The sequence below is a fragment of the Nonomuraea sp. NEAU-A123 genome, assembly GCF_018603905.1.
In the GTDB taxonomy this organism is placed as follows: domain Bacteria; phylum Actinomycetota; class Actinomycetes; order Streptosporangiales; family Streptosporangiaceae; genus Nonomuraea.
The window spans coordinates 222,796-241,577 of record NZ_JAHFZZ010000010.1; the positions used below are offsets into that span (position 1 = coordinate 222,796).

Consider the following 18,782-nt stretch of genomic DNA (forward strand, 5'->3'; position numbering starts at 1 on the left):
CGACGACATAGCTGAAGCCGATCGTTCAGGTGGGTGGGGTGGCCAGTGGGAGGACGATGGGTGGTTGGACCTCCTCGTACCGGCTGCCTGGGTCGGTTTCGACCGCGCCGCGGATGCACAGGGACGGTGACCAGGCGACGGACGACGGCTGGCCGAGCCGCACCACCGTGCCGACCTTGAAGCAGTAGCCCGTGGCCGCGTCCAGGCCGCCGACCGTGAACGTGCTGCTGCCGCTCCGCATCGACATCATGCGCTCGCCGGGAGACTGCTGGATGACCATGGGGAAGTCGCTCTTGCGCTGCTGCTTCCACGACAGCGTCACTGTCGAGCCGTTGTCGGTCACCAGCGTGAGGTCCTTGGGCCGCTGCGCGCTCATCGCCGCCGCGTCCAGGGTCTTGGCGGGGCGGGCGGTGGAAGCTCCGGTGGACGGCGCGGTGGAAGGCAGGGCGCTGGGTGGCGGTGTCGAGTCGGGTGGGTTGGCGGTTGTCGTGGGGGCGGTGCCTCCGGTTGTGGCGGACTGGGGCTCCAGGGTGATCCGCGGTGGGGTCAGCGGGCGGCCGTTCATGGCGGCGGCGACGCTGACCGCGCCGATCAGTACGGCCAGGCCGGAGGTGCCGGCGATGAACAGGGGGACCTTCTTGCTCCTGCGCCGTGGCTCCGCCGGTGTCTGGGGCTCCGCCGTACCCGGCTGAGGCTGGTAGGAGGACGGGTAGAGCGGCCGGGGCGGGGCAGGAAGCGACGCCGAGCGGTCGGGGTCGACGGTCCACACGAGAGCACGCGGCACCGACGCCTCAGCGGCCACCGGCGCCGACGGCGTCGGCGTCGGCGTCGGCGTCGGCGTCGGCGTCGGCGTCGGCGTCGGCGGCCCAGCCTGCGAGGCGCCCGGTAGGGGTCCCGGTCCGGCCGACAGAGCACCCGCCCCGCTTTGACCGGCGCCCGGCAAGGGCCCGGGACCGGTCTGCGACAGGCCCAGCGCGAGCGGCGGTCCGCCACACGAAGGGCCCGGTCCGGTCTGTGGCGGTGGCAGGAGAGACTGAGGGGCGACCAGCTTGAGGGTGGGGAGGGCCGTCTGGGCGAATCGGGTGGCGAGGTCGGCGGCCGTGGGGCGGGTGTCGGGGGTTTTGGACATTGCCTGGTGGACGGCGGTCACGAGGTCAGGCGGCAGGCTGCGGTGCGTCAGGGGCGGCGGTTCCTCGCTCAGGACGCCGAAGACGAACCGGGCCGAGGTGTCCGGCCCGTCCAGGGCGAACGCGGGCCGCCCGGCCAGCAGTTCGTACAGCATCGACCCGAACGCGTACACGTCCGACGCGGGACTGGCCGCGCGGCCTTCGAGCAGTTCGGGTGGGGTGTGGACGGAGACGGACGTGCCGTCGGGCAGTTCGGCCAGCGACATCAGGCCGCTCATGCCGTACCCGGTCAGTGCGGGTTCGCCGTGTTCGGGCAGGACCACGTTCTCCGGGCGTATGTCGCCGTGTACGCCGCCCGCCGCGTGGGTGGCGGCGAGCGCGCTCGCCACGGCGCGGGCGATGCGCAGTGCCTCGGCGGGGGGCGCGGGCAAGCTCCGGCCGGGCCGTTCGGCCAGGGTGCAGCCTCCGGGCAGGTGGGTCACCAGGTACGGGCGGCCGTCGGCGGTGGTGCCCAGGTCGAGTACGGGGATCACGTTCGGGTGGGCGGCGAGCGCGTCGGGGAAGCGGAAGCCGCGCAGCAGTGGCTTGAGCCTGCGCTTGTCCACCCGGCGGCAGGCCAGCGTCCGCAGCAGCACCGAGGCGCCGTCGCGGTCGGCCGTCGCGAGGTACACGCTCCACGGCCCGTCCTGCCCGGCCCGCTCCTGGAGCCGGTAGCCGCGGACCTTCTCCGTCACCGTCATGCGATCACTGCGGGACCGCCCAGGTCATCGGTCTCGAACGCCTCGTCCTCGATCATCGGGAACCTGGTCCGCTCGCGATCCTGCTCCTGCCCGTTGGCGCCGCCCATGCCCGGCGGGTACATGCCCATCCCCATGCCGCCGGCCCCGGCCCGCACGCCCGCGCCGCCGCCCGTCAGCCCGCCCGCGCCCTGTGCGGCCGTCGTGGCGGTGCCGATCCCTGACGGGGTCAACGGGCCGGTCAAGGGCACGCCGGTGTTCACCCGGTTGGCCAGGTCGGGGGTCATGGTGTCCGGGAAGCCGGCCAGGTTCGCCTTGGTGTCGGGCAGGGCCGGGGTCTTGAGGTCGCCGGGGTTCTTCAGATCCGGAGTCTGGGGTGTCTGGAGGTCGGGGGTCTGGGGCGTCTGAAGGTCGGGGGTCTGGAGGTCGGGGGTCTTGGTGCTGGGCTGGTCCAGGCCGGGGACGGTCGGGACGCTCGGGTTCTGGGCACCGCTGGGGTCGGGAAGGCTCGGGTTCTGGGCGCCGACGTCGGACAGGCTGGGATCGTCCATGCCGGGCAGGCTGGAGTACGGGCTGCCGAGGCCCGAGTACGGGTCGGAGACGCCGCCGAGCCGGCCGTTGCCGCCCAGGCCGTCGAGGCCAGGCAAGTGCGCGGGAGTGACACCGGCACCGGGTGGCGGTGCCGCGCGCTGCTCCATCTCGGGGGCGATCCTGTCGTAGACCACGCCCATGAACCTGTTGAGCTGCCGCAGATGGTGGCGGGCAAGGGCGTGCGCGTTGCCGTCGGTGCCGAACACACTGTCACGGAGATCGTCGTCCCAGCCCGCGCTCCCGACTTGGGGAACGTTGTCCCGGAAGAAGGGCAGCACATCACGGCCGTACCAGATGAGGGGCTTGGCGATGGTCTGGGCACTGTAGTTCACCGCGGCCAGGTCCTTCTGGAGCTCGCCGATCTTCTTGAAGACGCCCTCCAGGGGTTCCCCGCCCAGGGAGGCGGCGATGCGCTGCGCCTCCGTCTGCAGGTTCTTCATCGCTTCCTCGCAGCTCGCGGCCAGGGTGTCGTAGTTGTGGCCGGCGTCCTCGATCTTCCGCGGGTTGGTGTGGTTGCGGATGAGGTCGACGATGCCCTGGCTGTTCTCGCTGTCACCCTTGGTCGTGGCGATGTCGTCAGGCAAGGGACGGGTGCCGTCCCTGAGCTGGTAAAGGGTATAGCTGCCGGTCATGTCGCCGTCCCGCGCAGGCCGTCGGCCACGGCCTGGTCGGCGTCCATGGCCGCCTTCACCGTCTGGTCGAGCGTTTCCAGGATGGCCTCGTAAACCGAGCAGAGCTGGGTGACGGCGCCGTTGAGGCTGTTCTGCGCCTTGTCGGTGGTCAGCTTCAGGTCAGTGGCGGCCTGCCAGGTGCCCAGGTCGCGCTCGGTCAGTGTGGAGCGGGTGACGAGCACCTCCAGGCTCGGTGTGCCGCCCAGTCCCCTGAGCCGGTCCAGGTCGGCGCGGAGCTTCTCGACGGGCGAGTCGGGACGCGGTTTCCCGGTCTCCGGGTCCACGAAGTCGGCGATCTTGATGAACATCTCCTTCTTCGCGGTGCCCGGATCGACGCGGTATCGGGTCAGCAACTCATCGCGCGTCGTCTCGGAGACCCGTGGCCGGGCGGTCGGCGGGTATGTTCCGGTCCCGTAATCCTGCAGGTAGTCGGTGTACTCTTCCTCGGTGTTGATGGGGTCCAGCTGTGTCTCGTAGACCCTCCCGTCCTCGCCCGACTCGACGCCAATGCGCTGCTCTCTCGGGAGGCCGAGGCCGTCCCTGGTGTCATCCCGCTCGCTGCCGTCGTCAGGTGTCGGCATGAATCTCTCCCCGGATATCGGTCCGCGCCCATCCCTTCTGTATCCCGCGCCGACCATGCCGGGGCTTCACTTCAAAGAATTTGGAACGGAATCCGGCTTGCCGTCCAAGACCGGCAAAATCCCATTACATGGCCATTTCCTGGGCCAGTACCACCGCCCTCGCCCTGGTGCTCGCCGTCACGCCCGTCAACGCCGCGACGGCCGCCCCGCCGTGCAATCCCGAGGCCGGTGTCCAGGACGTCAGCGGCAGGCCCTGGCCACAGGATCGGCTGCGCTTCCAGCGGGTGTGGCGGCTGACGCGGGGCGAGGGCGTCACCGTCGCGGTCGTCGACAGCGGCGTGGACACGCGGCACCCGCAGCTCGCCGGGGTGGTCACCGTCTCCGAGGACCTGACCGGCACGGACCAGCGAGACTGCGTGGGCCACGGTACGGCCGTGGCGGGCATCATCGCCGGCCGTGACCTCACCTCGCGTGGCGTGCCGTTCCTCGGCGTCGCACCGGGTGCGCGGATCCTGTCGATCAAGCAGACCGCGACGAACGACGGCGCGGTGTCACTGCTGGCCCGGGGCATCAGACGGGCCGCCGAGCTGGGCGCGAAGGTCATCAACGTATCCGTGGAGGCGCACGACCAGCCGGAGCTCAAGTCGGCCGTCGGCTACGCGCAGAGCAGGGACGCGGTGATCGTCGCGGCGGCGGGCAACGTGAAGCGGGAGGACGGCGAGGTGACGCCCTCCTACCCGGCGAACTACCCCGGCGTGATCGCGGTCGGCGCCGCCTCCCCCGACGGCACGAAATCGGCGTTTTCCAACGGCACCACCAGGGTCTCCGTCACCGCACCCGGCTCGGCGATCACCAGTACGTGGACGGGCGGCGGCTACCGGACCGATCTCGACGGCACCAGCTTCGCCGCCCCGTACGTCTCGGGAGTGGTGGCCCTGGTCAGAGCCAGGCACCCGGAGCTCGATCTCTGGCAGGTCAAGCGGCGCGTGGAGGTGACGGCCGAGGGCGGCGGCGCCACCGGGACCGGCGCGGGCATGGTCAACCCGCTGCTCGCGGTGACCGCCGTACTGCCCGGCACCGAGGAGAAGGCGGGCGGCGGCGCGCCGGTCGTCGTGGCCAAGGCCGCCGTCCCCGACCCGCGCACCCGCGGGCTGGCCGTCGGCATCGCGGGAGGCACGGTGGCGGTGACCGGGCTGGTGGTCTTCGCGGCGATCATGCTGCCCCGGGCGAGGCGCCGGGGCTGGCGTGCCGGGTGATCCAACATTTCGAGGAATGTTGAAGTCACGGCCGTTCATCTGGTGTGACCGCTTATGGTGCTCGCGTTGTCCCATGTTCGATTCCGGGAGGTGAACCGTGGCGCAGCCGACCACTTATCAGCAGGGCAGTCAGCACGACGCGGCCGCGCGCGCGCTGATCGCGCACGAGCACATCACGCAGATCCACAACAGGCTGCTCCAGATCCCCGACCAGCTCGGGGGCGCGTGGAAGGGCGAGTCGGCGTCCGTCTACGCGCAGGTTCTCAACGAGTGGAACCCGCAGTTCAAGAAGGTCATCGACGCCCTCCACCTGATCGCCGAGAACCTCAAGGGCTCGGGGATCGAGTACGACGAGGCCGGCACCTCCACGCAGGCCGTCACCCAGAACCTCATGGCCGCGCTCAACGGCGGCAAGCTCTGACCTTAGGAGGGTCTCCATGACAGGTGGCGGCGACATCATCCTCGCCAATTTCGACGAGATGGAGGAGATCGCGGCCGAGCTCGGCCGCGCGTACGCCAACCTCGTCGGCGAGCTGACCGACCTGGAGAACGACCTGAAGATCCTGGAGACCTGGGACGGCTCCGCGAAGGGCGTCTACCTGGAGGCCAAGCGCAACTGGAACGACGCCGTCGTGTCCATGGGTGACACCATGCAGCGCTTCGGGCCCGCTCTGCACGACGCGACCGAGATCATGCGCGACGCCGAGCAGGCCAACGTCCGGCGCTGGGGCACCTGAGCGAAACGATGGCTGAAGCCGAGAACGGGATACCCCCCGAGCTGGTCATCGACCCGGCGGCGGCCGGTGACCAGGCGATGTGCCGGCCGGACGCGCTGCTCGACATCGCGGGGGCCATGTCGAGGGACCTGCTGCCCCGGCTTGAGTCGGCCGGGCACACGGTGCCCGACCTGTCGTTCACGGCCGTGGGCGACTGGGATGTGGCACGGGGGTACGCCGAGACCATGCAACGGGCGCGCATGGCCACGGTGGACACGATGGAGTTCGTGACCGAACTGGTCAGAAGGGTCGTCGACGATCTGGTCGCCACCGCCAACACCGCCAGGGACGGCGACCAGCGGGCGAGCGAGGCTGCTCGCCGTACGAGATCTTCCGGATAGAGGGGCGCGTGGGAGAACCGAAGCCGATCAAGGAGGGCGCGCTGCCGGCGAGCGCGCCCGAGAGCTACGGCGGGCGCGACTCGATCCGGCGGTTGGTCATGAGCACCAGGCCGGAGGAGTTCGGCGGCGTCGCCGACGCCTACCAGTCCGCAGGCACGCTGCTGGACCAGACGATCAAGGAATTGACCACCTATGCCTCACGTCTCGTCGCCGATGGAAACTGGGGCGGCGAGTCGGCGCGGGCCATGCTCGGACGGATGGCGCGGGTGCAGTCGTATCTCGGCACGCTGCGGAGCCAGATCGGCGACATCCCGCCATCCGTTCAGCAGGCCGCTCGCGAGCTGGCCACGGCGAAGGAGACGTTCGAGCAGGCCACCCAGGAGCAGTACTACACGGTGGACACCGGGTCGTACATCTCCAGGGAGCTGGGGAACGATCCAGACGCCGACGCCCAGCGCTTTCTCGCGGAACTGAACGGCCGCTTGGCGGACGCGCACGGGACGCTTCCCGCGCGGCTGCCGTGGGACGCCGATCTGGCCTCCAGCGCGCCGTATCTGCCGGCGCCGGTCGTGCGTGACAGCACGCCGGTGGGTGGCGGGATCGAGTTCCCCGATCAGGAGTCCACGCGCCCGGTCGCCCGGCTGGCCAGTGTGGACCGGGCGGCGTCACCGACCTCGGTGACGCCGCCCGCTATCGCGTCCACCCCGGCGGCACCGCTGGCCGCGTCGGTCCCCGGCACCGCTGCTCCCCCGACCCTGGGGACGACGCCGGGCCAGGTCCCCGGGCTGATCACGTCCACCAGCGGGACGCCGCTCATGGCCCAGCCCACCGGCTACCCGCCGACGACCGGCCTCACGCCGACCGGACTCCCGCCGGTCACGGCCGAGCCGAGACGATCCCCGACCGGCACCCGCCGGTCCGACGGCACGCCGTCCGACCAGCCACTGTCCGATCGCACGCGGCCCGACCGCACGCTGTCCGATCGCACATCGTCCGACCCCACGCGCTCCGTCCTGGACGAGGGTCCACCGGGCACCAGGCCCACCTCCGACCAGGCCCGTACCCCGCTCGGCAGTGTGCCCCACGAGACGGGCCCGTCCGTACGGCCCGGTGTCGTGCCGGTCGTCGACGGGACCTGGCCTGTCACCAGGACGGCATCGTCCGGCGGCCCCACAGGGGCGGTCGCCGGCACCGGTGGCATGCCGTTCATGCCGATGGGCGGCGGCCCGACCGGATACGAGGGTGCGCCGGCCGCGCACCGGACGGTCGCGCCGCCCCCTGACGACTCGGGCCTGTTCCGTCCCGCGTACGACCCCGGCCAGCCGGTGGTGGACTGACCATGGTCTCCGAGAACGACCTCAAGCGCATGCGGCTCGACGCCGACTCCGTCCGCGAGGTGGGCCGGAACCTCGGCAAGAAGCCCATGGAGCACCTCAACGACATGACCCGCGTGGTCGCCGGACTCAACGTGCACTCCCGCCATTACGGCCTGTTCGGCTTCTTCGGCTCGTCGCTGGAGGACGCGCTCGATCAGGTCAAGCTGGCCGCCCACCAGTACGTGTCGGCGACCAGGCACGAGCTGGCCGAGATGGGGTCGAAGGCGTTCGACACGGCCAACACCGCCGTTCAGGGCGACGGCGCGGCCTCCGGCGTCATGGCCGGCTGAGAGCGAGGACACATGCCGACACAACCGGAATCCGTGATCGCGGGCGCGGGCATGGCCCAGCTTGGTGCGGCGCTCCTGGGCGGCGGCCGCGCGAAGTACGCCGGAATGATCATCGCGCTCACCGTCGCCGACACCCCGGAGCTGCGGCGGGCCGCGCAGCAGTGGGAGGAACTGTCGGCGGGACTACGTGAGCATCCCCAGCAGGTTCAGGAGTCCGTCAAGGACGTGCGCTGGACGGAGACGAGCGCCGAGCTGTTCCATCAGACGGTCGACACGCATGCCAACGAGGTGGCCGACAAGGCCGGTCTGCCGCAGTCCACGGCGGACTCCATGCGGACGTCCGCCGATGTTCTCGACTTCGCCGGCGACCTGATGTTCGACGTGGGCGCCGCCATTCTCCTGGCGGGGACGATCTACCAGCTCGGGCGGGTCAATCCCTACTTCCGGCCGGCGGCGGAGGTGGCGGCGACGATGTTCGGGCGCCGGGCCGACCAGCAGGCCGGGCAGGGCGCCATCAAGCTGCAGACGTTCCTCAGGGGCACGGAGGGCGTGGTCGGCAAGATCGCCGGCCGGTTCGCCAAGGTGTCGCCCGCCAAGAAGTTGATCTTCGGCGGTGCGACCGCCGTCGGTGGCGGGATGGTCGCCAGCTCGGCCGTGGCCGGCGACATCAGCGGATCGGCTCTCCCGCAGGGCAACCAGCAGATCAAGGGAGCATGATGCAGGCCTTCGACGAAGCGGCCATCGACCGCATGATCGTCGGCACCCAGCGCCCCTTGGACGGGTTCGAGGAGCTCTACCAGCAGGTCCTGGCCGTGCAGGGGTTCGCCCAGGACGCGGAGAAGCTGGTGACGGTGGAGTGCTCCGCGCAGGGTGTCACCGGGCTGGACATCAATCCGCGCGCGCTCCGCTGGGGCTCGGACAAGCTCGCCGCCACGATCCTGGAGCTGATCGCCACGTCGCTGGCCGACCTGCAGGAGAAGTCGAACGCGATCATGGCCGAGAAGTGGGGCGAGGCTCCGCTGGACCTCACCAAGGAGGGCAACCCGGCCGAGCTGCGCCTGCGGAACGCGCAGGACACGTACGACAGGGCCATGGAGAACTCGATGGCCGAACTCGCCCGCATCCAGCGCCGCGTCGACGGCTCCTAGCCCGTGTCCGGCGGGGTCGAAGCGTCTGACAGGGTCGGAGCATCTGACGGAGTTGGAGCGTCCGACGGAGTCGGAGCTTCCGGCGGGGCCAGATAGGCCGTCTGGATGAGCCGCGCGCCCGAGCGCCGGTCCACATAGACCCCCCGCCCGGGCGGCAACTGCTGCGGACGCACGTTCCCGAACAGCGTCCCCTCGTCCCGCGGCCCCGACAGCAGCACGGCCGGGGTGTTCATCTCCTTCAGCCGCCGTACGACCGGGTCGAGCAGGCTGCGCCCCGCGCCGCCCATCGCCCGCCCCAGGATCAGGTGCAGCCCGATGTCGCGGGCCTGCGGCAGCAGATCCCCGAGCACGGCCAGCGGATTGGCGGACGTGGCCACCAGGTCGTAGTCGTCCACGATCACGTACAGGTCCTGGCCGGTCCACCAGCTCCTGGTGCGGAGCTGCTCGGAGGTGAGGTCGGGCGGCGGCAGCCGGGTCTGCATGACCTCGTGGATGCCCTTGAGCACGGTGGCCGCGGCGGTGCTGGAGGCGGCGTAACCGATGCGGTGCTCGTTGTCGGCCGTGTCGAGCAGCGAGCGCCGGTAGTCGATGATGACGATCCGCGCCTCCAGCGGCGTGAACCTGTCGACGATGCCCTCGGCGACGACGCGCAGCAGGTTCGTCTTGCCGCTCTCGGTGTCGCCGAAGACGACGAAGTGCGCGTCGGCGTCGAAGTCGAGCGACACGGGCGCCAGCGCGGCCTCGTCGATGCCGATCGGGATGCGCGGCCCGCTCTGGTCCGGTCCGGGCAGCGTGTGCACGGGGAACAGGTCCGGCAGCAGCCGCACGGGCGGCGCCGGAGGCTGCCGCCAGGCGCTCGCGGCGTCCGCCACCAGCGCGGCGACCCCTTCGGCCAGGTCGTCCACCGTGGCCTTGCCGTCCACGCGGGGCAGCGCGGCGAGGAAGTGCAGCGCCTCGCGGGTGAGGCCGCGGCCGGGCGCGCCCTCGGGCACGTTGGCGGCGGCCTTCCTGTCGATCTCCGACTCGAAGGAGTCGCCCAGCCTGAGCTCCAGCCTGGTGGAGAACATGTCACGCACGTTGGACCGGAACTCCGACCACTTGTTGGCCGTGCCGACGACGTGGATGCCGAAGCCGAGCCCCCGGGAGACCAGCTCGCTCAGCGGCGCCTCCAGCGACTCGAACTCCTGGCGCATCGTGGCCCAGCCATCCACGACGACGAAGACGTCACCCCAGCCGTCGCCCTCGTACTCGCCGGAGGCCACGAGCCGGCGGTAGGTGGCGACCGAGTCGATGCCTCGCTCCACGAACAGCCGCTCCCGGCGCGCCAGCAGCGCCGTCACCTCGGCAACCGTCCGCCGCACCCGGTTGGTGTCCAGCCTGGTCGCCACGCCGCCGACGTGCGGCAGCCCGGCCAGCGCCGACAGCGTGCCGCCACCGAAGTCCAGGCAGTAGAACTGCACCTCCTTGGGCGTGTGGGTGACCGCGAGCGAGGCGATCAGCGTGCGCAGCAGCGTGCTCTTGCCCGTCTGCGGCGACCCGATGATCGCGGCGTTGCCCGCCGCGCCCGACAGATCCAGCCAGTACGGGTCGCGCCGCTGGTCGAAGGGGCTGTCCACGATGCCCACCACGGCGTGCAGCCGGCCGGGGCGATCCTGGTCGGTGCCGGCGGCGGTGAGCCCGTGCGACGAGGTCGCCAGGACGGGCGGCAGCAGCCGGTCGAGCGAGGCCGGCTCCTTGAGCGGGGGCAGCCAGATCCGGTGGGCGGCGGGTCCCTGCCCGTTCAGGCGGTCCACCACGATGTTGAGCAGGCTGTCCTGCTGCTCCCGATCCTCGGCGACGGGCTCGGGCTCGACCTCGGGCGGCGGCGGCAGCGGCACCCGTTCGGTGCCGTACCAGACGATCTTGCCCTGGTGGCCGGGGCGGGCGGCGACCGCCCGGTTCTCCCGCTGCGCCGCCTGGTAGGGGCCGGACACGTAGGCGGCCTTGAACCTGGTCATTCCTGTCGTCTCGAACATCAGGTAGGCGTTTCCGGGTTCGGGCGGCAGCGAGTAGGCGTCCGCGACGCCCAGGACCGCCCGGCTCTCGGCCGCCGAGAAGGTCCGCAGCCCGATCCGGTACGACAGGTGCGTGTCCAGCCCGCGCAGCCGTCCCGACTCCAGCCGCTGGGACGCGAGCAGCAGGTGCACGCCGAGCGACCGCCCGAGCCGCCCGATCATCACGAACAGCTCGATGAACTCCGGCTTGGCCGACAGCAGCTCGCTGAACTCGTCCAGCACGATGAACAGCGTCGGCATCGGCGCCAGCGCGGCGCCCTGCTCCCGGGCCTGCTCGTAGTCGCGCAGCGAGCCGTAGTTGCCGGCCGAGCGCAGCAGCTCCTGGCGGCGGACCATCTCGCCGTGCAGGGCGTCGTGCATGCGGTCGACCAGCGGCAGCTCGTCCGCCAGGTTGGTGATGACCGCCGACACGTGCGGGAGCGTGTCGAGGCCCAGGAACGTCGCGCCGCCCTTGAAGTCGACCAGGACGAAGTTCAGCACCTCGGAGGAGTGGGTGATCGCCAGCGCGAGCACGAGCGTGCGCAGCAGCTCGCTCTTGCCGGAGCCGGTGGCGCCGACCACGAGCCCGTGCGGGCCCATGCCGCCCTGCGCCGCCTCCTTGATGTCGAGCTCCACCGGACGGCCGTCGGCGCCCAGGCCGAGCGGCACCCGCAGCCGGTTCCTGACCGGCCGCGGCTGCCAGGTCACGGCGGGCAGGATCCGGCGGGCGTCACCGATGCGGAGCAGGTCGGTGAGCGTGGTGTTGGTGGAGAGCGCGTCGCGCTCCTCCTCGGCCCCGCCCGCCGCGCCGGCCCGCAGCGGCGCGAGCTGCCTGGCCAGCGAGGCGAACGCGGGCAGCCCGAGTACGTCGGGCCGGCCCAGCGCGGTCCTGACCTGCTTGCCCATGTCGTCCTCGGCGACCCGGACCACCTCGTCGGCCGTCACGTCGAGGTACAGCGAGAGCTGCGCGGGCGCCTGTCCCGCCGACCCGCTGAGGTCGATCACGGTCACGCCCTCGATGGCGTCGGTCCCGAGCTGACTGCCCGGGGGAACCCGGCCGCCGTCCAGGATCACCACGTGGTACGGCAGCGCGTCCTGCGAGAGCCCCCGGCTGAACCGGGGCCGGTCCTTCAGCTCGAACCCGAGCAGGTCGTCGAGCTCCGCAAGATCCCTGGTGACCAGCCGGACCGGGCCCGCCCCGTCCTCCTCCTGGGGGTGGAAGGCGTGCGGCAGCCACTTGACCCACTCCCACTCGGCCGCCCGCTCGGCCCCGGTGCACACGGAGACCCGCAGGTCCTCGGGCGAGTGCAGGGCCACCGCCTGGGCCAGCGCGGCGCGGACCAGGCCGCGGGCGGCCTCCGGGTCGCCCGCGAGCGTGATCCGGGCGAAGGAGTGCAGCGCCAGCGCGACCGGCAGGCCGGGGACCGTGGCGTGGGTACGCACGAAACGGCGCAGCGCGCCGGCGGACATCGGGTCGAGATCCTCGATCGGCCTGCTCTCCGGCGGGATCAGCGGTAGCGCGAGGCGCTGCGCGGAGGTGGCGATCCGCACCTGGCCGAAGTCGTCGTCGCGGGGCCGCCGCTCCCACAGCCGCGAGGTCATGACCAGCGACCACAGCGTGACGGGGTCGGGATGGTTCCAGGTCATCGCCTTGCGCTGCTGTTCGGCGGCCCGGCGGACACGACGGCGCACCTGCTCCAGGTAGCGGTAGTAGTCGCGGCGCTGGCCGTTGACGCGGCTCTTGCGCTCGCCGGTGGTCCTGAGCAGCTGGCCCATCGTCATGCCCACCATCGAGACGGCGAACAGGCCGCTGGACACCATCATGATCGGGTTGCCCGTGCCGCCGCCGGTGAACATGAGCGCCATGGCGCCCGCCCCGGCGATCATCGGCAGGTAGGTCAGCACCTGGGTCAGGCCGCCGCCCGTGACCGTCTCGGGAATCTCGGGTGGCGGTTCCAGCAGGACCTCGCCGCTCGGCTGCTCCGGCGGCCTGCGCCGCTCGGGCCGACGCACCACCCATGTGTTGCCGCTCACCGCACCTCACCGAACAAGCCACCAAACAACCCTCATAAAAGCCCGTCAGACCCCGCAATCAGCGACATTTCAAGTTTTCTCGACATATTTACGGCGGCGCGTCGGGAGCCGAGTCCATAAACTCCTCCAAGTGAGCGCCACCGGAACCGACCTGTGCCGGGTCACGATCGTCACCCCTCGGGGATCCCTCGATCTCGGCCTGCCCTCGGACATGCCGCTGGCGAGCATGCTGCCGACGCTGCTGCGCATCGCGGGCGAAGGGCTCGCGGAGGCCGGCCTGGCCCACGGCGGCTGGGTGCTCCAGCGCGTGGGCGGGCAGCCGTTCGACCTGAACGTGACGCTGTCGGACCTGGCCGTGCACGACGGGGAGCTGCTGCACCTGCGGCCCCGGGGGCACGAGCTGCCCGAGACCGTCTTCGACGACGTGGCCGACGCCGTCGCGACCGGCGTGCTCGAACGCACCAGCCGCTGGCAGCCCGCCGTCACCAGGTCCTACGGCCTGCGGACCGCCTCGGTGGCACTGGGCGCGGGCGCCGCCGCCCTGCTGCTGACCGGGCCGCCGTGGACGCCCGCCGCCATCGTCGCGGCGGGCATCGCGCTGGTGCTGCTGCTGGCGGCGGTGGCGTTGTCGCGGGCCCTGGGCGACGCGGGCGCGGGGGCGGCGATCGGGTACGCGGCGCTGCCGTACGGGTTCGTCGCGGGGCTGCTCGGACCCGATTCGCCGACCGGGCTGGCCGGGCTGGGCGCCCCGCATCTGCTGGCGGCGTTCGGGGTCACGCTGATGCTGGCTACGGCCACCGGGTTCGCGGTCGCCCAGGGGCTGCCGACGTTCCTCGGGGTGGCCTTCGCCGCGTTCTGCGGCCTGATCGGCGCGGTGGCGGTCATGGTCTTCGCCGTGCCGGCGGCCGGTCTGGCCGCGCTGCTGGCCACGCTGGCCGTGGGCATGACGACGGTGGTGCCGTCGGTCTCGTTCAGGCTGGCCGGGATGCCGCTGCCCGCCCTGCCGACGACCGCCGACGAGCTGCGCCGCGAGGGCGGCGACCTGGACGGCCAGATGGTGATCGACCGGACGGTCGTCGCGGACGGCTTCTGCACGGGCCTGCTCGGCGGGGTGTCGCTCGTCGCGCTCGGCGCCCAGGTACTGCTGGCGTCGGAGGGCACCTGGACGGCGATCGCGATGAGCCTGTCGCTCTCGGCCGCGCTGCTGCTGCGCGCCCGCGTCTTCGAGGGCCGCGGCCAGCGGATGTGGCTGCTGACCTCGGCCCTGCTCGGCGCCAGCCTCCTGGCTCTGGCCGTGGGGGTGGGGGCCGCTCGCGAGGTGGTGCTGTTCGGCCTGGTGCCCGCGCTGGTGGTGCTCGCGCTGCTGGTGGCCGGGGTGTCGCTGTGGCTCGCGTCGGCGCGGCCCACCCCGTTCTGGGGGCGGCTGGCGGACATCCTCGACATCATGCTGATGATCGCCCTGCTGCCGCTGGCGCTGGCCGTACTGGATGTGTACGAGACGATCCGCGGGCTGGTCGGTTAGGGCGCGAGCCGGTCCTTGGACACCTCGTCCAGGGTCCCGGCGAAACCGGGCACGCATTTAACGATCACGCCATCCGCCGGTAACCGTGGGTTGGCGGCCAGGGTCACCATTACAGAACTGTTGAAGTATCGCGCTCTGGTCATTTTTATCTGGATAAATTGGGCCGGGCGAATTCCGGGGAGGTGAGGCGTGCACAGCCAGCGCGACCTCTACCAGGCGTACCGGCTCACGGTCCAGCGCATCGGCCTGGCCCTGATGCGCGCCCAGCCGAACCAGCCCGAGTGGCCGCTACGACGGCAGAACATCGGCTTCCTGGCCGGCGCGATGGTCGCCGTGCTGCTGGGCGTCGGCTTCGCGGTCCTGGGCCTGCTCCGTCCCAGCGGCACGAAAGCACTGCAGGACCCGGGGACGCTGATCATCGAACGCGAGACCGGCGCCCGCTACGTCTACAGCCAGCCGCAGCGCCGGCTGATCCCGGTCGCCAACTACGCCTCGGCCCGGCTCGTCCTCGACTCGCCGCAGATCACCGAGCGGGTGGTCGCCAGGGACGCGTTGAGCTCGTACGAGCGCGGCACGCCGGTCGGCATCCCTGGGGCGCCCGACTCGCTGCCGTCCGCCCAGCGGCTCGCGGGCGGCCCCTGGTCGGTCTGCGTCCAGGAGCGCGAGAGCGACACGGGGCGCGAGCCGTACGTGACGCTGATCGCCGGGCGGCAGGCAGGCGACCGGCCGCTCGCCGAGGACAGCGCGATGTTCGTGGACGTCGGCGGGCAGACCTGGGCGATCTGGCGCGGCGCGCGGATGCGCGTGCCCGCCGGGATCGCGCGCGGCCTGAGCGGCACCGACCCGGCGGCCGTCCCCGTGGCCTGGCTCAACGCGCTGCCGGAAGGGCCGGACCTGGCCGCGCCCGCGATCGAGGGGCGGGGCCGGCCGGTCACCGGGCCCGGCGGCGAGAAGGCCGCCGTGGGCCAGGTCTTCCGGGCCACGGCCGTCGCCGGCGGCGAACCGCGCTGGTACGTGCAGGCCGCCGACGGCCTGGCCCCCATCACCCGTACGCAGGCGACGCTGCTGCTGAGCGACCCGGCGGCGTACGACAGCGGCACGACCGCCGAGATCAAGATCGACGCGGCGACGGCCAACGCCGCCCCGCGCTCCCGCACCAAGATCCCGGCCGACGGCCTGCCCGCGTCCATGCCGAAGATGACCACCTATGACCCGGCGAGCCCGCTCTGCGCGGTGTACGCCGACGCGGACAAGGGCTCGGTCCGCGCCCGGCTGATGTCCGGCGGCACGCTGCCCACGCCACACGGCGACGCCACGGATCTCGTACGACTGCCGCCGGGGCGGGCGATCGTGGCCGGTGTCCTGCCCGGCGACGGCCAGCTCGACGCGGTGCAGTCGTACTACCTGGTGACGGACGAGGGACGCCGCTACGCCGTGCCGAACGCGGACGTGCTGGGCAAGCTGGGTTACGACGCCAAGCGCGCCACCCCGGTGCCCGCCAACGTGCTGCAGCTCATCCCCGAGGGGCCGGTGCTGGACCCGGCGCGCGCCGCCAAGCCGGTGACCACCGACGCACCGGCTCAGTAGCCCCGGTAGGCTCCGCCGGTCTTCGTGCCGACGACGCCGGGCACGTTGGAGACCGAGCCGTAGCGTTCGATGGCGTAGCGGACCCCGGCGATGATGTTGTCGACGGGGTCGTAGATGTTCTCGTGGCCCGGCAGCTTCCACCGGTTGAACGTCGGGTCGATCGTCTGCATGAGCCCCTTGGACGGCGTGCCCCTGGCGGCGTTGGAGTCCCAGTTGTTGATCGCGTTCGGGTTGCCGCCCGACTCGTGCCGGATGATGGTCCAGATGTCGTTGGCGTTCATCTTCTCGACCGGGTAGCCCTGGGCCTTGAGGACGTTGACGGCCTGCGAGATCCAGTCGGCCACCTGCCCCTGCGGGGCCGGGCCGCCGCCTGCCGGGGGCGGGCCGCTCGGCCCGTAGCCTCCGAAGCCGGGCGGGCTCTCTCCCTGGGCGAGGGAGGTGCCGGTCCCGGCTTGTTGCCGCGACGGGGTCCAGTCCAGGGACTTCCCGGAGCCGGGGGCGAAGGGCTCCGCGTCCGGCTCCGGCCAGTTCTCGATGGATCTGCCCAGGCCGCCCAGCAGGCCCTGGATGCCGGCGGCGGCCGTGCCCAGGGCGTTGTTCGCGTTCGTCCGCTGCTCCTCCAACTGCTTGCGGGCGTCGCCGGCCAGCGACTGCACGCCCCGCAGGATCTGGTCCCGCGTGGCCTGCGGGTTCCCGGCCTGGAAGTCGCGTACGGCGGCGGCGTAGTTCTGGCAGATCCCGTTCGCCTGGGACTCGGCCGTCCGCAGGGCCTCGGCGGCGGTGGCGAGGTGCGTGGCGCACTGCGACAGCACGCCCTGCAGGGTGTCGCCGATCCGGCCGGCCCGGTCCATGTACGTGATGAACGCGTCGGCGCTCGCCCCCTGCCAGGCGGCGTCCAGGTCGCCGACGGCCGCCCTGACCGCGGCGGTCTGCCCGCGGCTGGTGTCGGCCGCCGTCCGCCACACCTCGGCGACGCGACCGGCCGCGCCCGGGTCGCCCACCAGCGTCGCGGCCAGCGTGGCCAGCTCGGCCCCGCCGGGGACACCCCGCGCGTCCTCGATGCCGCTCACCGCCGCACCACGGCCCCGCCGATGCCGCTCACCGCCGCACCACGGCCCCCTCGATGCCACTCACCGCTGCACCGCGGCCCCGTCGGCGCCGGTGAACGTCCGTTCCACGGCGTCCAACGCCCGTTCCACGGCCAGGAGGTGGTCGCCGAGTGTTCGCGAGGTCGTGCCGGCGGCACCGTTCAGCGCGCTCACCGCCGCGGCCAGTGCCCCGGAGTTCGCGAGCGCGCCGAAGGCGGACTGGTCGATCGCCGCGCCGGACACGGACCCGGCGACCTCGGCGAAGGCACCGGACGCGTCCTTCGCCGCCGTCCCGCACCCGTCGAGCGCTTCACGGTGATATTTCATGACCAAGGCCCCCTTCTCTCAGCGCCGGAACAGCGACAGCAGTTCCTCGGCCCGGTCGGTGCGGGCGATCCAGACCTCGCGGCCGCGGCGCTCCCTGCTGATCAGCCGGGCGGCGTGCAGCCGGTCGCAGTGATAGGTGATCCCGCTGGGCGCGATCTTGACGTTGGAGGACAGCATGCTCATCGTCATGGGCTGGTCCAACTGGCAGAGCAACTCGGCGCGCACCGGGCCGACCAGGGCGGACAGCTCGTCCACGTCGGGCGCGACCGGGCGGCGCCACAACGACTCGGCGCCGGGCACGGGGTAGGCGATCCACACCGCGTCGGGGTGGTCCAGGCTGACGATCACGGCGTCCTTGCCCGCCAGCATCGGCACCAGGATGATCCGCCGGTTGCCCAGCTCGTACGTGCTGGCTTCGATGTCGGCGATCAGCAGGCCGCGCTCGCCGTACTGGATGCGGTCGTTCAGTGAGCCCAGCAGCAGTTCGGGGCCGCCGCGGACGGAGGCGATGCCGACGCGCTCGATCTCCCGGTCCAGCAATGGCCGCGCCCGCTGCCAGAGCGGCTCGGTGGTGTGCCAGACGTCGTTGAGCGCGGTGGCGTACCCGCGCAGCCAGCGGCCGGGCCGCTCGGCGGCGGCCCTCCAGTGCGTCGGCAGCACGCCGTCGCCGAACGCCTGCTCCAGGTCCTTGATCAATGACTCGGGCGGAATGTCGCTCAGCGCGCTCACCTGGGCCGACACGGACATGTCGTCCATGGGGGTGATCGGCGCGACGCTGTCGGGCACGACGGAATAGCCGGGAGCGGCGAGCGGGAGTACCGCCTCGCGTCCCAGCGGGCTCACCCTCGCCTGGACCGCGCGCCGCCACAGCTCGGGCAGGCCGCGCCGGCGGCCGGCCAGCGCGTCGGCGATCATGGCGAGAGCGGTCAGGTTCGGAGAGATCGACACGGACAGTTGAGGAGCGGAGGTCACTCGTAGCTCGCTCCACACGTTCGTTCTGGTTACCGGAGCCCCCACGGGTCGTACTGTATGCAGACGTGACATATCTGGATGGATGCTTCAAATAAGCTGGAAAGATCCGTCTACGCAGGTCGTACGGGCGCATGAGGTGGAGACCGGATCTGCGCCCTCCGGCCTCCACCGGCTATGTGGTCACCTCATGCTCAGGTGATGCGGACGCTCTTGGTCCTCAGCCGCATGATGCGCTCCGTTCAGATGTTCCGCCTGTGTGCTGCGAATCGAACGTATGCCCCAAGACTCACATCTGACTTACAAGTCACTTACAGCACAGACGGCG

17 protein-coding genes are annotated in these 18,782 nt (G+C 71.8%); 10 read left to right on the plus strand and 7 right to left on the minus strand.

The genetic code is table 11. From position 1 onward, the window contains the following. Nucleotides 1-25 precede the first annotated feature (25 nt). The 3 genes from KLK06_RS61760 to KLK06_RS31100 are packed head-to-tail and all read right to left on the minus strand — an operon-like array spanning nucleotide 26 to nucleotide 3,707. The gene (locus KLK06_RS61760) at nucleotides 26-1,867 is read right to left on the minus strand and encodes a protein kinase (RefSeq protein WP_214639213.1); all 1,842 of its coding nucleotides are present in this window, start codon (nucleotides 1,865-1,867) and stop codon (nucleotides 26-28) included. Beyond that, nucleotides 1,864-3,087, minus strand: coding sequence for a hypothetical protein (locus KLK06_RS31095; protein ID WP_214639214.1), 1,224 nt, complete (start codon nucleotides 3,085-3,087; stop codon nucleotides 1,864-1,866). The genes KLK06_RS61760 and KLK06_RS31095 overlap by 4 nt, the downstream gene beginning before the upstream one ends. Further along, nucleotides 3,084-3,707, minus strand: coding sequence for a hypothetical protein (locus KLK06_RS31100; protein WP_214639215.1), 624 nt, complete (start codon nucleotides 3,705-3,707; stop codon nucleotides 3,084-3,086). Before KLK06_RS31100 ends, KLK06_RS31095 begins: the two co-directional genes overlap by 4 nt. 128 nt (nucleotides 3,708-3,835) lie before the next feature. On the opposite strand from KLK06_RS31100, the gene mycP reads away from it, so the two are divergent. The 8 genes from mycP to KLK06_RS31140 all read left to right on the plus strand — a co-directional run bounded on the left by mycP (nucleotide 3,836) and on the right by KLK06_RS31140 (nucleotide 8,894). Next, nucleotides 3,836-4,963: a type VII secretion-associated serine protease mycosin gene (gene mycP / locus KLK06_RS31105; RefSeq protein ID WP_214639216.1), complete on the plus strand. Its 1,128-nt coding sequence runs from the start codon at nucleotides 3,836-3,838 to the stop codon at nucleotides 4,961-4,963. 97 nt (nucleotides 4,964-5,060) lie between these two features. Further along, on the plus strand, nucleotides 5,061-5,384 hold the full coding sequence (locus tag KLK06_RS31110; RefSeq protein WP_214639217.1) for a WXG100 family type VII secretion target: 324 nt from the start codon (nucleotides 5,061-5,063) through the stop codon (nucleotides 5,382-5,384). A 16-nt stretch (nucleotides 5,385-5,400) separates the two neighbouring features. Continuing rightward, on the plus strand, nucleotides 5,401-5,700 hold the full coding sequence (locus KLK06_RS31115; RefSeq protein ID WP_214639218.1) for a WXG100 family type VII secretion target: 300 nt from the start codon (nucleotides 5,401-5,403) through the stop codon (nucleotides 5,698-5,700). 8 nt (nucleotides 5,701-5,708) lie between these two features. Further along, nucleotides 5,709-6,080: a hypothetical protein gene (locus KLK06_RS31120; protein ID WP_214639219.1), complete on the plus strand. Its 372-nt coding sequence runs from the start codon at nucleotides 5,709-5,711 to the stop codon at nucleotides 6,078-6,080. Nucleotides 6,081-6,088: 8 nt separating this feature from the next. Next, a complete protein-coding gene (locus KLK06_RS31125; protein ID WP_214639220.1) occupies nucleotides 6,089-7,417 on the plus strand; it encodes a WXG100 family type VII secretion target in 1,329 nt (442 codons plus the stop codon). A gap of 2 nt (nucleotides 7,418-7,419) precedes the next feature. Then, nucleotides 7,420-7,746, plus strand: coding sequence for a hypothetical protein (locus KLK06_RS31130; RefSeq protein WP_214639221.1), 327 nt, complete (start codon nucleotides 7,420-7,422; stop codon nucleotides 7,744-7,746). Nucleotides 7,747-7,758: 12 nt separating this feature from the next. Beyond that, complete coding sequence (locus KLK06_RS31135) at nucleotides 7,759-8,463, plus strand: hypothetical protein (RefSeq protein WP_214639222.1); 705 nt, start codon at nucleotides 7,759-7,761, stop codon at nucleotides 8,461-8,463. Continuing rightward, complete coding sequence (locus KLK06_RS31140) at nucleotides 8,460-8,894, plus strand: hypothetical protein (RefSeq protein WP_214639223.1); 435 nt, start codon at nucleotides 8,460-8,462, stop codon at nucleotides 8,892-8,894. Before KLK06_RS31135 ends, KLK06_RS31140 begins: the two co-directional genes overlap by 4 nt. Here KLK06_RS31140 and eccCa read toward each other — a convergent pair. After that, on the minus strand, nucleotides 8,891-12,961 hold the full coding sequence (gene eccCa, locus KLK06_RS31145; RefSeq protein WP_214639224.1) for a type VII secretion protein EccCa: 4,071 nt from the start codon (nucleotides 12,959-12,961) through the stop codon (nucleotides 8,891-8,893). The two genes, KLK06_RS31140 and eccCa, sit on opposite strands and share 4 nt — an antisense overlap. A gap of 130 nt (nucleotides 12,962-13,091) precedes the next feature. Between eccCa and eccD the strand changes: the two genes are divergently transcribed. Both eccD and eccB read left to right on the plus strand, forming a co-directional pair. After that, complete coding sequence (eccD, locus tag KLK06_RS31150) at nucleotides 13,092-14,483, plus strand: type VII secretion integral membrane protein EccD (protein ID WP_214639225.1); 1,392 nt, start codon at nucleotides 13,092-13,094, stop codon at nucleotides 14,481-14,483. A gap of 189 nt (nucleotides 14,484-14,672) precedes the next feature. Continuing rightward, the gene (eccB, locus tag KLK06_RS31155) at nucleotides 14,673-16,070 is read left to right on the plus strand and encodes a type VII secretion protein EccB (RefSeq protein WP_214639226.1); all 1,398 of its coding nucleotides are present in this window, start codon (nucleotides 14,673-14,675) and stop codon (nucleotides 16,068-16,070) included. Here eccB and KLK06_RS31160 read toward each other — a convergent pair. The 3 genes from KLK06_RS31160 to KLK06_RS31170 are packed head-to-tail and all read right to left on the minus strand — an operon-like array spanning nucleotide 16,064 to nucleotide 18,502. Beyond that, nucleotides 16,064-17,140, minus strand: coding sequence for a transglycosylase SLT domain-containing protein (locus KLK06_RS31160; RefSeq protein WP_214639227.1), 1,077 nt, complete (start codon nucleotides 17,138-17,140; stop codon nucleotides 16,064-16,066). The genes eccB and KLK06_RS31160 overlap by 7 nt on opposite strands. A 60-nt stretch (nucleotides 17,141-17,200) precedes the next feature. After that, on the minus strand, nucleotides 17,201-17,485 hold the full coding sequence (locus KLK06_RS31165) for a hypothetical protein (protein ID WP_214639228.1): 285 nt from the start codon (nucleotides 17,483-17,485) through the stop codon (nucleotides 17,201-17,203). An 18-nt stretch (nucleotides 17,486-17,503) separates the two neighbouring features. Beyond that, entirely contained in the window at nucleotides 17,504-18,502 is a 999-nt protein-coding gene (locus KLK06_RS31170) for a helix-turn-helix transcriptional regulator (RefSeq protein ID WP_214639229.1), read from the minus strand. Between the last annotated feature and the right edge of the window lie 280 nt (nucleotides 18,503-18,782).